This is a genomic window from Rhodobacter sp. NTK016B (genome assembly GCF_017303295.1).
GTDB lineage: Bacteria > Pseudomonadota > Alphaproteobacteria > Rhodobacterales > Rhodobacteraceae > Pararhodobacter.
This window is the reverse complement of the sequence record NZ_JAFKOK010000030.1, coordinates 1-13,687: the sequence shown is the minus strand read 5'-3', so window position 1 is coordinate 13,687 and position 13,687 is coordinate 1. Positions and strand designations below refer to the sequence as shown.

Here is a 13,687-nt window from a genome sequence, read left to right as displayed (position 1 = left end):
GCACGGGCATCGTCTCGCGCACCCTGATCTGGGTGACGGCGAAGACCCGCGACACCGGCACGCCGGTCTCGCTGGGCCTTTGGTCGGGCAACGGCACCCGCAGCTTCACCATCGGCGGGGCGTCGCGCAGCTATGTCGGTCCGCGCATTCAGGGCCTGACGCCGATCAAGGCGGCGCTCGGCCTGCAGGTGCGGCAGCTGTCGCTACCAATCACGAACCTGACCGAAGAGGTACGCGAGGCCTTGCTGACCTATGACGCGCGGTTCGCGCCGGTCGAGATCCACCAGGCGTTGTTCAAGCATGACACGCGCGCGCTGCTGGCCGAGCCGCGCCGCATCTTCAAGGGCTGGGTTGACCAGCAACCAATCCAGACAGCGGCGAAGGGTGGCGACAGCTCGGCCACGCTGGTGCTGGTCAGCACCGCCCGTGCGCTGACGCGGAAGCCGCCGCTCTACCAGTCCGACGCGGATCAGCGCCAACGCGACACCGACGATGCGTTTCGGCTCTACAGCTCGGGCGCGGTGCTGCGCGATGTGCCCTGGGGCAGCCGCAATGTCCGATCGCAGGAAGGCGCCGGCGGCAACAGCTGGACGCCCCCGCCCAATGACCCTCTGGGGAATCAACGATGACCGCAGATCTGCGCGCCTATCTGCGCGACCACCGCGACGCCCGGTTTCGATACGGGCGGATGGACTGTGCCCTGTTCGCGGCGGGTTGGGCCCGGCTACGCACCGGGCGCAACCTGATGCTGGGTATCGAGTACGACACCCTGCGCGAAGGCCGCGCGAAGCTGGCCGAGATCGGCCATGCCGACCACGTCGAGGCCGCGGCTGCGCAGCTCGTCGAGATCCCCGTTGCCATGGCGCAGCGCGGCGACTTGGCTGCCGTCCCTTCGGGCCGGGGCGGCTGGGCGCTCGGGATCGTTACGGGCGAGCGGGTTGCGGTGCTGACCCGGCACAAGCTGGAACAGCTGCCGCTCGATGTAGCAGCGCGGGCCTTCGAGCTTCGGCCCTGACATGATCCGCATTTTCCTTCTTGCCGCCCTGCTGTCTTGCTGGGCGACGATGGCGGCTGCCGATCCGGTCAGCGCGATCATCATCGGCCTGAAGACAATCGGCGTCTCGGTCGCGGGCATCGGTGCCCTCGGCCTTGGCGCGATCCAGCTTGGCGTATCGCTTGGCCTGAACCTTCTGGCGCAGGCGCTGGTGGGCAAGCCAAAGGCCCCGGGCCAGACGATCGGGGAAATGGCGACGGGCGAGGCCACCTCGCAACGCACGATTCTGGGCACCTTCGTGACCGGCGGGCATCTTGACTACCACGGTTCGCACACGAACGCCGGCGACACGCCCAACGCCTATTACACGCGGGTGATCAGCCTGTCGGACGTCCCCGGGGTCGCGTTGAACCGCGTGCTGATGGGTGATCAGTGGGTGACGCTCGGCGAAACTGCTGATCCCGACTATGGCTATCCGGTCGAGGAATATGCGTTTAAGGGGCGCGATTACTGCTGGATCAAGTTCTACGATGGCACCCAGACCAGCGCCGACGCGATGCTGGTCGACAGGTTTGGCGTAGATCCCGATCAGCCCTGGACCTCTGACGCAATCGGCACCGGCGTTGCCTATGTCATCGTGACCGCGCGCTTCAACCCGAAGGTCTGGACGGGTGGTCTGCCGCCGATCAAGTTCGAGATGACCGGCATCAAGGTCTATGACCCGCGCAAGGACACCACGGCGGGCGGTTCGGGCGCGCATCGCTGGGCCAATCCGGCGACGTGGGAGATCTCGGATAACCTGATCGTGCTGGCCTACAATGTCGCGCGCGGCATCCCGTTACCCGGGGGCGAGATCTATGGCGGGCGCATCCCGGCCGAGGATCTGCCGTTCTCGAATTGGGTCGCGGCGATGAATGTCAGCGACACGCTGGTCGGCACCGGCGAAGACGAGCGGCGCCAGTTCCGGGGTGGGCTGGAAATCGCCTTTGCCGATGACGAACCGGCAGACGTGATCGACGTGCTGCTGGCCTCTTGCCTCGGTCAGATCTCGGAAAACGGCGGCGTTTTCCGGGTGCGCGTGGGCGAGCCGGATGTGGCCGCGCTGGCGATCACCGATGATGATTGGATCATCACCCAGCCCCAGCGCTATGACCCGCATCCCGGCCTGCAGAACACGTCGAACGGCGTGCGCGTGGCCCATCCCTCGATCGACGCGCTTTGGGAGGTTGTGCAGACCGAGCCCCTGCTGGATGGAGAATGGGAGGCTGACGACGGCGATCAGCGGCTTCTGAGCGCGGTGCGGCTGGTGGCCTGCCCGTATCACCAGCAGGCCCGGCAGGTCGGACAGGCCATGGCGAAGGATGCCCGGCGCTGGCGCACCCATACCGGCTTCCTGCCGCCCGAGTTCCAGCAGCTCGAACCGCTCGACACGATCGAATGGACCAGCTCGCGCTGGCCCTATTCCGACAAGCTCTTCGAGGTGGTCGAGATCACCTATCAGCCGGGCACCTTGCTTGTCGCCGTGACACTGCGCGAGCGCGACCCCGAGGATTACGACATTCCCGCCGTCGATAACGGCCCGCAGGCCGGGGGCGTTACCGCACCGGGGGATCGGACGATCCCGGTCACGGCGGTGACGGGCGTTGCGGTAACGGACGCGGCCTCCCTCCAGCGCCGCCCCGCGATCCGGATCACCTGGGATTCCGATCTGGTCCAGGATGCCGCCGCGCTGCTCTGCGAGGTCAAGGTGACGGCCACGGACGTGCTGGTCGCGCAGAAGGTCGTGGATGCCACCGAGGGCGCAGTTATCGTGTCCTCGGGGATTATCGGCAACACCGGCTACAGCGCTCGCCTGCAGCCCGTCCTCAGCGTGCCGACGGCGTGGTCGGCATGGGCGACGGGCACCAGCGCGGATGTCGAGATCACCGACTTCCAGCGCGCGGACCCGATTGTCGGGGAGTTCCCGCCCGAGGACCTGACAACCGACTGGCAGACCTCCCTGTCGGTGACGCTCGATAACACGGACGGCCAGACATCGTGGGAGGTGCGCGCGGCCTGCGATTTCCGACAGGTCGATTTCACGTCGCCCTCGGTGACCTACATCCGGGGCCGCGTCCAGCTTTTGCGCGAGCTCTGGAAGACCGGCACGCCCGATGTCGATCCGCCGGACAGCACCGAGACGATGGACAATGAGCGCGTGGCCATCGGCGGCGCGTGGCGCGCACAGGTGATGCGGGACGATTGGTGCGGGATCTATTCCGCCGTCCGATACTCCCTGCAGGTCCAGTTCGACCTGGGCGGCGCCGCGCCACCAACGCCGACCGCCGTTCTGCGCGACCTCGTGCTGGTCGCGAAACGCAACAACTGACCCCAAACTGCGAGTAATCCCATGACCGACGCCTGCACGGTGTCCGGCGTCCTCTATGACGCCGGCGGCGAATTGCTGACTTCCACACAGCTCGTCTTCACCCGGCTGGGCAAGCTGGCTGCGCTTGAGGCCGAGACCGCCGTCGCGCCGGTCTTTGGAACGGGTGCGCGCAAGACCGTCACCACCAACGCGACCACGGCGGCATTCTCGATCGACCTGATGCCGGGGTCGTGGTCGGTGACCTATCAGGGTGTGACCGGGCAACAGACGATCAGTTTCCCGGTGCCCGTCGCCGCCTCGGCAGATTTCGCGGTGATCATCGACCAGACGAATGCCGAAGGGTCGGCGATTGTCGAAAGCTATGCCGCGCATTTGGCGAGTACGTCTAACCCGCACAGCGTCACCAAGGCGCAGGTCGGTCTGGGCGACGTCGACAATACATCCGACGCCAACAAGCCGGTCAGCACCGCGCAGGCGGAAGCGGATGCGCTGCGGCTCGCGAAGGCGCAGAACCTCGCCGATCTGGAGAACGCCGCGACCGCTCGGGGCAACCTCGGGGTAGGCAATGTCGACAACACGTCCGACGCCGACAAGCCGGTCAGCACCGCGCAGCAGGCCGAGTTTGACAGCTTGGACGCGCGCGTGGCCCCCTTCGAGGGCGGTGGCGGGCCATCATCCGGCTTCGGTGCTGCTGGCTTGCTGGTCGACACGGTCTATGACGAAGACGGGGCGCCTAACACAGGCACCGATGCGCAGGGTCTGCGCGCATGGTTCGGCGGGGATCGGCTCTGGCATGGCAACGCGGCGGTTGTCACCGGGCCCGCTGTCGGCTGGCTCGATGACGCAACCGGAGGTCTGGCTCAGACCGTTACTGTGGACGATGCGGGCGCGCTGATCGCTGCGCAGGGCGAGGGCACGGACTGGCTTTCGGTGGATTTCGTGCAGGCCGGGGGCGTCCTGACCCGGCGCGAGACGGCGATCGACGCGGCCATGCCGCAACAGACCTCGACGGAGATCCTGCTGCCCGAAGCGCGGGTCCGGTGGGGCGGCGGTTGGATTGCCGTCGCACCGCGCGCAATCACCTCGGCCACGCCCGCAGCCGTGTCTGTGACGGGCGAGGCGCTGAGCCTGACCGATGAAACCGAAAGGATGCTTGATTATCAGGCTCTGAGCGACATCACGGTTACGCGCGACAGCGACAGCGCGGTGCTGGATGAGGGCGTGCATTACCGCGTCGACCGCGAGATCGGCGCCGTCGTCGGGCTGGTCGACACGGCGGCTTTCGCCTGCACCGTCGATTACACGGGGTATCTGGGTCGCTGCGATCTGGTGTCCCTCAATCCGATCACTCGGGCCGTGACAGTCACGCTGGGAACCGAGCGCAAGCGCTCGATCGAGATGTTCGAGGCCGCGCTGCCCGAGGGTGACATCGCGCTATTCCGATTCCACCGGCACCGGCTGGGCGCCGATGTGCAGCCAGTGTTTCAGTTCAACGGTCTGATCCAGCTGAACCGGGAACCGGACATTGCCGCCGACATCGCGCTGCAGCGCCGTCGCGCGCGGCCCCATCGTGAACTGGTCCGCACGCTGACCGCCGCCAGCGCTGCCGTTAAGCTGGGCGGCTACGCAGATAGTATCACGCAGATGGGGTCGAAGTCGGATATCGCGTTTCTCAATGCCAATCCGAACGGCCCCGAGCGTGACAAGATCGGCTATTTCGAGCTGCAGGACAGCTCAGCGCGCGCGCTGATCACCACCTATGATTTCGGGGACGGCCAGGGCAGCACCCACGTCAAAGAGGGCTGGAACTGGCGCATCGCCGCGCATCTCGAAAACGTCTATGGCGCGACGGTCGATTACCGCAATTGGGGCGTCGGCGGCACCTTCTCGGCAGACACGACCAATTCGGACGGTGCGCAGAACATGCTGCATCCGGATCGCCTCGCCGCGCTCCTGGCCGATGACTGCCACATCGTGAACATCGCCACGGGCATGAACGAGCTGGGCGAGACTTTCACCTATGCCAATGTCCGCGCGATCTGCGAGGCGCTGCTGAGCGACGGGTCGCTGGTGATGATCACCCAGCCCGTGCGCCCGAACGAGCGCTTCCGCGAGCGGATCGACTGGTGGCGCGAGACCTGCGCCCAGCTGGAACAGGTCGGGCATGACCTTGACCTGCCGGTCATCAAGACCACGCGCCTGTTCGACCCGACCCGTTTGGGCGGGCTTGGCATGGGCGAATACCTGCTGGCCGGCGCCAGCTTGAAGAACCACCCCGGCGTCAAGGAGCTGGCCGCCGTGGGCAATCTCTGCGTCGAAATCTTCTAAGAGGAACTCCCATGGCAACGACCTATTTCCGCGGCCCCGGCAAAGCCCCGGCCAGCGCCGCCAATGTGAGCCCAAGCGCGGCCGAGGCGGCAGCGTGGCAGCTGTTCTCGGCCCATACCGCCGATCAGAGCGCCCTGTGGTTCGATGTGCCGTCGTCGCGTCTGTATCAGCGCCTCGGGGCCGCCGATGCAGCCAGCGGGGCAAAGCTCGTGGATCGATGCGGCAGCCGTGTCTTTGTCGCTCATCCGACGCGTAACCGACACCCTTTCATCATCAATGACAACGTGACGGGGCGTCCGGTTCTGTGCTTCGGCGCCGGCGGCGCCGCGCCAAACGATCTGAACAATACGTTTTCGGGTGTTTTGCATGACGCGCTCGGGGACAATGCGGCGGGCCTGTTCGCGCCAGACACCGGTTGGTCGCTCGCGGCCAAGGTGCGCGTGCCCGCCAACGGCGCGACGGTCAACGGGGTGGCCTTCTCGACCAATACCGGCGGCTGTGTCCTGGGCTCGATGGGCGCCACCACGGCGGATGCGTCGTCTTTCCTGGAGTTCGACCAGTCGAACGGGCGGACCCGCGCCTATAACCAGCGCAGCGTCGGCACCACCAACCAGTTCTACGGCGATTCCACCGACCGCCGGGACGGGCTCTGGCACGACTACGTCATCACCTATGACGATGTCGCAGGGATCTATCGCTGCTGGACCGATGGGGCGCTCGCGGGGACGGTCACCGGCTGCACCACCGACATCCCCTCGGCGGCCGGGTCGGACCAGCCGATGCTGGGCGCGACCACGGACACGGGCGGCTATGCCGCGCGGTTCGGCGGTTTCCTCGCCTGTCTTTACTGGTTGCCCGGCCCGGTGCTGAACGGCGATGACGACCGCGCCACCACGCGCGCGCTGATGGCGACCCGGTAAGGCAGGTGCCTGAGCCAAAGCGGACAAAGCTAACGAAGGGCCTAGCGCCGCCCCACAAACTGGTGGCCCCACTTCGCAGGTCGGTGCATACTCTGCACTGCAGCAAGCTCATTAGCGGAAAACCATGTCAATTACCGAATACGTTGAAGACCAGTGGGGCTTCCAAGTTTACACCAACCTAGCGCTTAGTCCGTTGCAGGCTGGATCGTCGAAGCGTGCTCTCAAGTTCTCCGCGAGCGAAGAGCATGCAAACCTGCCTCATTATCGGCCTGGTCAAGGACCCGGTGCGGCGCCATTCGACATCGCACAAATTGACTTTGATCCAGATCTTCCCGTGGAAGAAAGCGATTTTCTGCCCGGCACCACAGTCTATGCTGGCGTTTACCTCCGGCACTTCGGGCACTTCATAGCTGAGTGCATTCACCGGCTTTATGCGGTTCACGAAGACCCCGCGCTTCATGACGCAAAGATCGCGTTCCATTCATGGGGAACTCAACGCCACCAGATTGAGCCGTGGCTGGAACCGATCCTTAGAGCGTGCGGAATTGATTTCAAGCGCGTCCGGTTTATCGACAGGAACACGCGGTTTGAGAGATTGATCGTACCGAAACAGGCCAGGCTATTGGGCGGGGTCACGCTAAAGCCCGATTATGCGACGATGTTTCCGCCAGCCTTTGCCTTGCCCAAACCATCGTCCCGCCAAGACATCTACATGAGTCGGTCGCGGCATCTTTACTCCGGAGGTTTTGCCGGCGAAGCGTTGCTCGACAAGATCATGGCTGAAGCAGGGTTCGAGATCGTCTTTCCAGAAGATCTGCCTTTAGACGAGTTGCTCCCCAAGCTCGCCAGCGCAAAGAATATTCTCTTGTCGGAGGGAAGCAGCATTCACAACTTGGAGCTCTGCGGAAAGCTTGATGCATCGTTGATGATCATCGCCAGGCGAGCGCAGACAAGAGGCCGCTTCGGAGATCTGCCGCTACATCACAGCAGCCGCTTTCACGTCTTCGAATCAATCACTGAGCTGGGTTCGCTTGAGTGGGAACCTCAGAGAAACGGACCTTCGCGGAGCCGGGTGCTTTCTCTTATCAACCTTCCCGAGCTTGTTCGAAACATTTCTCAGTTCTTTGAGGTGTCACTTCGAGTGCCGGATCGAGAGATCTGCGAACGCGCGATCTATGAAGACATCGCGAGATACATCATGCACCCCAAGCTGATCCGCAAGAACAACACGACCGACGAAGAGCTCGGCCGGCTGCTGAAGCTAATGCGCAAGCGCTTCGCGGCGTCCGAAGTGATTTAGGTTTCGCCGCCTCGCTGATTTAGGTCCTCGGCTCCTGACTGACGGGATCTCACTCTACTGATTCAAAAGCTGCTCAGCTGCCCGCTGGGCAGTTTTTTTTGGCCTGTGCGCGACCCTACGCCCCTCTATTCCGAAGCAAAGGACATCTCCCATGTCGCAGCCTGAACGTCCTGAACCGTGGCACCTCGACCGCAGAATTCCCATCGCCACGCTTGCCGTTCTGCTCGCACAGGCGGCGCTCGGGCTGATGTGGCTCACCACCTTGGGAAACATGGTCGACAGTAACGTCGCCCGCCTAAGCGTCATGGAACAGCGCGTCGAGATCATGCGGACGCAAGCCGCCTCTCAGGCCGTCCAGCTCGGCCGTATCGAGGAAGGGCTCGCCGCGGTGCGTATCGACATCAACCGATTGATCACCAGCCTGGAGCGAAACCGATGAACGCCACGCCATGGATCGGGGCGGCCTCGCCCCGCGATCTTTCCGAAGCCGATTTCCAGCAAGCCGCCGGGCGCCTGACCTGCGATCCTGCTGCCCTGCGCGCTGTCTGGGAGGTCGAGGCCTCGGGCCGGTGCTTCGATGCCACGGGCGGCGTCCTGAGCCGGTTCGAGCCGCATCATTTCCCGCGTGCCCTGTGGGGGCGGATCGGCTTCGCAACCCGCGACGGGCAGGCCCCATGGCGCGCCTCGTTGGCTGTGTCGAGCGCTGACCGGGCCCGCATGTTCGAGGTGGCCGCGCGCGCCGATCTGGAAGGCGCCCTGCGCGCGTCGAGCTGGGGCGGGCCGCAGATCATGGGCTTCAACCATGCCGGTGCTGGCTTCGCTTCCGCCCGGGACATGGTCGAAGCCATGGCCACCGGCGCGCCCACGCATCTGGACGCCTTCACCACGCTGGTCACGTCGTGGGGGCTGGACCCGGCCCTGCGCGCTCACGACTGGCTGACCTTCGCCCGCCGCTACAACGGGACCGGGCAACCCGAGGTCTACGCGGGGCGCATCGAGGCGGCTTATCGGCGGCACTCGGGCGGCCTGCGCTCTCCCTTGGTGCTGCGCGTCGGGGATCGCGGACCCGCCGTGGTCGCGCTGCAGCGTGCCCTCGGCATTCCCGAAGACGGCGCGTTCGGCCCGGACACGCTGGCAGCGGTCGAGGCCTTCCAAAGCGACATGGGTCTGCCGGTGGACGGCGTGGTCGGGCGCCGGACCTGGGCGGCGCTGGGGGTCAACCCGGAAGCCGATACCCCCACGCCTCCCGCGCAGGCATCCACGCGCGAGCGCAGAACGTCTCAGGTGGTGCAGATCACTGGCGCCGCCGCGCCCGTGGTCGGTGCCGTCGCCACGATGTCGCAGGGTGACGGGCCCATGCAGTACGCCATCGCCGCCGTGCTGGTGATCGCCGCTCTGGGCTTCGTCTGGTGGCTGCTATTCAAGAAGCCGAGGGCGCGGGCATGAGCGCCATCGGGTCAAAGCTGCGCCGTCTTGAAGGTGGTCGCATCGCCTTCTGGTGCCCGGGCTGCAATCAGGCACACCAGATTACGGTCGACGGCTCGCGCGGCTGGAAATGGAACGGTGACGGGAATCGCCCGACCATTGCGCCATCGGTGCTGGTGAACGGAACTGTGCCGATCACAGAAGAAGAACACGCCCGGATCATGAACGGCGAAGCATTCGTGCCGACGCCACTGATCTGTCACACCTTCATTCGCGACGGCGATATCCAGTTCCTCAGTGACTGCAGCCACGCGCTTGCCGGGCAAACCGTTCCCCTACCGGATTGGCCGCTGTGACCTTGCTGACCGCCCTGCTCGCCCGCTGGGTTGGAGTCACCGCCGCCCGCGTCCTCGCGCCCGTCCTACTGATCCTTGCCGTCCTGGGCGCGCTCTGGGGCGCTGTGGCGTGGCACGGCGGGCAGGTCGAGGCGCTGCGCGCCGAGATCCGCGAAGACATGGCGGCCGAGGCCGAGGCGGCAGCGACGGCTGCAGAGCTGGCCGCAGCATGGCGCGTCTACACCGCCACGCGCGCGGCGGGCGACCAGCTCGAAACTGCGCGCGCCGATGCCGAACGCGATGCGGCGGCGATGCGCGCCGCCCTTGCCCGCTATATCGAGGAAAACCCCCATGCGCCCGATGATTGCACTGTCAATCCTGATCTTCAGCGCCTCTTGCGGTGACTCTGCGCTCGATCGCCTGCGCGCGGCCGAGACGCGGCGGGTGCAGGCCGAAGCGCGGGAATTGCCCGAGTTTCCGGAATGGTGTCGACAGGAACATCAGACGCCCGTGGCGGTCGGGGACCCACTGGACGTGGCGCTGGCGCGCGTGGCGGCGGATCGGCGGGCATATCGCGATCAGGTGCGTGCCTGTGTGGGATGGTATAATGTCGCGCGAAGCATCGTGGCTCGCTGAAACAGCCGCTACTGCTGCCGATCACCCGCCAGCAGTAGCGGATAACTGATCTCAACACTCGTACTTGCACAACTGGTGAGTGGCGCGCACTCGAAACCATTACGCGTCTCGACGGAAACAGCGATCGGACGAGACGCAAGGATGGATATAACCGGCCCAACATATGTCAACCTCAGACTGACACGGCCCGAAGATTGTGAGCAACGCCCGGGTGTATAGTTATATTTATGAACATTTTGTGATAGAAATCGCGCTAAACGTGTGCCAGAATTCTTGGGATCGCCCTAACTGGCACAACTATCTAAGGCCCCAAAATGTGCGCGATCGGGTTGGGAAAGTCGACTGTCCGGCGGCGTCATAAGGCGCCGCCATCTCTTTGCGATCAGATGCGCCCACGCGGCCATTATTAACCCATCGTTAACCAGGGTGCCTTATGCTGTGTCGGTCAACACGCTTGAACCAGCTTCGCTCACCCATCCTGGCCAGACCGTAGACTGAGGAAGCATGCACTCTGAAGACATGCCTTCGCCCCGCGCCTCGGAAGACGAGGGATACCGGCTCCTCGAGGCTGCTCTGCTAGAGTACGTCGAGCGCTATGGCCTTACGGAAAAGGCAAGGATCGCACTGAAAATCGGCCGTGGCGCGACTACCGACGAAACACGGCGCGATCAGGGATAAAGCGATCACCCTACCCACTTCGACGTTTCCCGGTGAATGCGAAGAACGCATCCGCTCGGTCAGTGGCAAGGGCGTCTGTCCGCACGAACACGGATTGCGAGGCTTTTACCTGCGCCATCAGGCTTCCGAGCGCGTAGCCAGCAGGACCCGCGTGTTCTCCTTGGGCTGCAACAAGAGTGTTCAGATTGAACAAGACATCGTCGCCTGGTTGAAACTCAAAAAGGCCAGGGACGGCCCCACCGCGGAACGGTCCGGTGGCTGGCTTCCGATCGTAAGCCGAAGCGATCTCGCATTCGTAAATCTTGATGAGGCTTCCATAGACATACCCCACAGATCCGCAGCGGATTTCGTCGGCGTCACGCCCATGGTCCGCAAAGGTCTGCAGGGCGGAAATCAGCCACCGCCCGTTAAGGTTGGTAGCCATCCACTCAGCTTGCTCATCCCAAATCTTGAAGAAGAGTTCCGCTGCCTTCTTGGTGTGAGGCGTATCGCGCCGCAGGTACGAAATCGCGAGTGCATGCCAGAACAGGATCTCAGGTCGGCCACCGAATGCCCGCTGGAGCAATAGCAGCTGGTTCCCCATCGAGCGTCGAGTGCCTTCTGGCGAATGATCGGGATGACAAGCGAGACGATCGATTGCATCCGCGGGGCTGAAGCTCGCCGGGGTCGGCAACAGGTCTTTCTGATCTTTTTGGCGCGGAAACCGGAAGCGAACTTTGTCCACCAGTTCGGGCAAGCCCAGGTGGATCATGAAATCAGTTGGATCCAGTCCTGGCCCTTCGTGGGGCCCGCGAGGCGGAGCATCCGCGTCAAACCAAGAACTCGGAATGTCTCCTGAGTTCGCCCGCGTAATTTGGTCGCTCCGTCGTGCAAAGAAAGCTCGTGCCTTGGAGAGCAAAACTCTTGGATCACTCATCACGCAATCAACACACTGTTCGCTCCTTGGCCCGAGTCTATCGCGACTGTGGGATCGGATGCCACCCCTAATTGCAGAGGATGCCACCAAAGCACGGAACACGATAATGCCAGAGGAGCCCACGCGCTGCCCGATCTGCCCGATTGGTGCCAGCGCGAGCATGAGACACCCGTGGCCGTCGGTGACCCGTTGGACGTAGCGCTGAATCGAGTGGCGGCGTATCGGGAACGAGTGAGGGGTTGGGCTGGAAGATATCGCCTTCTGAGAGAAAGCTACTAAGAAAAGGACACCACAAGTGCAGCGAAGCATGATGGTCTGGCTTGTCACGAAGGGCGGGAAGCGGTCCCTCGCTGCGCTTTCAGTGAAGGGCGGTTTTCGATGATCAGAGATCATCTCCGAAAACCGAGAATGCGAAAAAAGTGTGAGTAAAGACAGCTTGAATCTCTCCTCGCACGCATTTTGATCATTTTTCTTAGGAAGCAGCGTCCTTTAGCTTCCTCAGGTGTTGGTTTATGTTCTGTTGGGACTGAGACTTCTTGAAATAGTTGTTGAGATTAACCAAGCTCTCATTATTCTCCTTAACAATCTCCGACATGATATCGTTAGCTCTTTTATATGCCGTATCCAGCAGGCCGCCATCGCCCCGTACAATATTCATTAACGCGTTGTCATCTCGAGAATCCGCTCCAAGCTCTGATACAAGAACCCACCAAACAATTCGACATATATGAAAAACGCCGTAATTTAAGATATTGCGAGATGGATTGCTCGCATCAAGATTTCGATAGGCTTTACGCCCATGATATTCGGCGTATCGATGAATCTCATGAGCGACAGCGAGCTGCCACGGTTGCGATTTTGAGAAGACTTCCTCGTAAAGGTCTTGGGAGTATATCTTGTATTTTTGAGCTCTGCTGACCGTCGGCTGACTCTTGAAGATTGCCAGGTATGCTTGCCCCGCCTTCTCCAAGCTCACGACTTCCGATTTCGCTACGCCCGCGCTTTTTGCTTCGCCACGCTTGCGCTCATAGAACAAACCAAAGTCCTCGTAAATTTTTCTTTGGATTAACTGTTGAACTTCATCATTGGCATGGAGGTCTCTTGAGCCAATCGAATTTTGATTATTCGTTGCGATCACAACATTCTCAACAAACTGCTGATCTTTGGACTCGTACAGCTTCACCTGAACCTTCACCTTCTCACTCAGCTTGCCGTCCTCAAACGCTGATCGGATTGATGATGTCGTTTGGCAGCCGTTAATGATCTGGACATTCTCGACTTTAATACTTGGCTCATCAGGGTCACGAACCAAGGAGAGGCGATCGCAAACCATGGTTATGCCATTATTCATGAACCAGAAGTGCTCAGACGTCGAGCTGTCCGTCGCAGAGGCATATATGCTCTTGTTAACCTGCCCTCCGAGCCCCAAGTTACCTCGCACATTGGTGTCAAATATTGCGTCTCGGGGCTCAGTCTGAGCAAGCTTAGCCAGCTCTACACCAGTCACAGTGCAAAGCACACTTCGGACACCGGCTGTGTCAAATTCGACGATCGAAGCACGATTTGCATCATAGATTATTGGGATGTTGGCGTTTATCTCCCGGCCCCTATTTCTTCTCAAATTGTTGATGCGATCTATTTCGTTCACACCCACAAAATGGAAATCGAAGCCCCCAAAAATAGAGCTGTCGCTGAACTCTCGAAGTATGGCATCCCGGTTCTCGATGGCTTCGGCGTTGTTGCAGAACTCAGTCGGTGAAGGATTCACATCGGGAATCCATGCGGTT

At 62.4% G+C, this 13,687-nt stretch carries 13 protein-coding genes; 11 read left to right on the top strand and 2 right to left on the bottom strand.

Features of this window, described 5'->3' with window-relative positions; translation table 11 throughout:
- The 11 genes from JI664_RS23230 to JI664_RS23180 form a co-directional block, all read left to right on the top strand.
- Positions 1-629 (top strand): hypothetical protein (locus tag JI664_RS23230; RefSeq protein ID WP_207016173.1); only part of this gene is annotated, 629 nt, incomplete at its 5' end.
- Positions 626-1,015 (top strand): DUF6950 family protein, encoded by a 390-nt coding sequence (locus JI664_RS23225; RefSeq protein WP_207016172.1) that lies wholly within the window; start codon positions 626-628, stop codon positions 1,013-1,015. The genes JI664_RS23230 and JI664_RS23225, both read left to right, overlap by 4 nt.
- Before the next feature lies 1 nt (position 1,016).
- Positions 1,017-3,362 (top strand): phage tail protein, encoded by a 2,346-nt coding sequence (locus JI664_RS23220; protein ID WP_207016171.1) that lies wholly within the window; start codon positions 1,017-1,019, stop codon positions 3,360-3,362.
- 21 nt (positions 3,363-3,383) lie between these two features.
- Positions 3,384-5,690: an SGNH/GDSL hydrolase family protein gene (locus JI664_RS23215; RefSeq protein WP_207016170.1), complete on the top strand. Its 2,307-nt coding sequence runs from the start codon at positions 3,384-3,386 to the stop codon at positions 5,688-5,690.
- Positions 5,691-5,701: 11 nt separating this feature from the next.
- On the top strand, positions 5,702-6,610 hold the full coding sequence (locus JI664_RS23210) for a hypothetical protein (protein WP_207016169.1): 909 nt from the start codon (positions 5,702-5,704) through the stop codon (positions 6,608-6,610).
- Between the two features lie 124 nt (positions 6,611-6,734).
- Positions 6,735-7,910 carry a glycosyltransferase 61 family protein gene (locus tag JI664_RS23205; protein ID WP_207016168.1) on the top strand — a complete coding sequence of 392 codons (1,176 nt, stop codon included), beginning with the start codon at positions 6,735-6,737 and terminating at the stop codon, positions 7,908-7,910.
- Between the two features lie 151 nt (positions 7,911-8,061).
- The gene (locus JI664_RS23200; protein ID WP_207016167.1) at positions 8,062-8,349 is read left to right on the top strand and encodes a hypothetical protein; all 288 of its coding nucleotides are present in this window, start codon (positions 8,062-8,064) and stop codon (positions 8,347-8,349) included.
- Positions 8,346-9,356 carry an N-acetylmuramidase domain-containing protein gene (locus JI664_RS24125; RefSeq protein WP_286174254.1) on the top strand — a complete coding sequence of 337 codons (1,011 nt, stop codon included), beginning with the start codon at positions 8,346-8,348 and terminating at the stop codon, positions 9,354-9,356. The genes JI664_RS23200 and JI664_RS24125 overlap by 4 nt, the downstream gene beginning before the upstream one ends.
- Complete coding sequence (locus tag JI664_RS23190) at positions 9,353-9,691, top strand: DUF6527 family protein (protein ID WP_207016166.1); 339 nt, start codon at positions 9,353-9,355, stop codon at positions 9,689-9,691. The genes JI664_RS24125 and JI664_RS23190 overlap by 4 nt, the downstream gene beginning before the upstream one ends.
- Positions 9,688-10,074, top strand: a complete 387-nt coding sequence (locus JI664_RS23185) for a hypothetical protein (RefSeq protein WP_207016165.1) — start codon at positions 9,688-9,690, stop codon at positions 10,072-10,074. Before JI664_RS23190 ends, JI664_RS23185 begins: the two co-directional genes overlap by 4 nt.
- Positions 10,022-10,306: a hypothetical protein gene (locus JI664_RS23180; protein ID WP_207016164.1), complete on the top strand. Its 285-nt coding sequence runs from the start codon at positions 10,022-10,024 to the stop codon at positions 10,304-10,306. Before JI664_RS23185 ends, JI664_RS23180 begins: the two co-directional genes overlap by 53 nt.
- A gap of 688 nt (positions 10,307-10,994) precedes the next feature.
- On the opposite strand, the gene JI664_RS23175 is transcribed toward JI664_RS23180, so the two are convergent.
- Both JI664_RS23175 and JI664_RS23170 read right to left on the bottom strand, forming a co-directional pair.
- The gene (locus tag JI664_RS23175; RefSeq protein ID WP_207016163.1) at positions 10,995-11,735 is read right to left on the bottom strand and encodes a hypothetical protein; all 741 of its coding nucleotides are present in this window, start codon (positions 11,733-11,735) and stop codon (positions 10,995-10,997) included.
- A 637-nt stretch (positions 11,736-12,372) separates the two neighbouring features.
- The coding region (locus JI664_RS23170; RefSeq protein ID WP_207016162.1) for an AIPR family protein at positions 12,373-13,687 on the bottom strand (1,315 nt) is incomplete at its 5' end.

What these genes read in the sequence shown, in the direction of transcription:
- JI664_RS23205 (WP_207016168.1), top strand. Translation starts at nt 6,735, where the DNA reads ATGTCAATTACCGAATACGTTGAAGACCAGTGGGGCTTCCAAGTTTAC.
- JI664_RS23210 (WP_207016169.1), top strand. Translation starts at nt 5,702, where the DNA reads ATGGCAACGACCTATTTCCGCGGCCCCGGCAAAGCCCCGGCCAGCGCC.
- JI664_RS23225 (WP_207016172.1), top strand. Translation starts at nt 626, where the DNA reads ATGACCGCAGATCTGCGCGCCTATCTGCGCGACCACCGCGACGCCCGG.
- JI664_RS23190 (WP_207016166.1), top strand. Translation starts at nt 9,353, where the DNA reads ATGAGCGCCATCGGGTCAAAGCTGCGCCGTCTTGAAGGTGGTCGCATC.
- JI664_RS23200 (WP_207016167.1), top strand. Translation starts at nt 8,062, where the DNA reads ATGTCGCAGCCTGAACGTCCTGAACCGTGGCACCTCGACCGCAGAATT.
- JI664_RS24125 (WP_286174254.1), top strand. Translation starts at nt 8,346, where the DNA reads ATGAACGCCACGCCATGGATCGGGGCGGCCTCGCCCCGCGATCTTTCC.
- JI664_RS23220 (WP_207016171.1), top strand. Translation starts at nt 1,017, where the DNA reads ATGATCCGCATTTTCCTTCTTGCCGCCCTGCTGTCTTGCTGGGCGACG.
- JI664_RS23215 (WP_207016170.1), top strand. Translation starts at nt 3,384, where the DNA reads ATGACCGACGCCTGCACGGTGTCCGGCGTCCTCTATGACGCCGGCGGC.
- JI664_RS23175 (WP_207016163.1), bottom strand. Translation starts at nt 11,735, where the DNA reads ATGATCCACCTGGGCTTGCCCGAACTGGTGGACAAAGTTCGCTTCCGG.
- JI664_RS23180 (WP_207016164.1), top strand. Translation starts at nt 10,022, where the DNA reads ATGCGCCCGATGATTGCACTGTCAATCCTGATCTTCAGCGCCTCTTGC.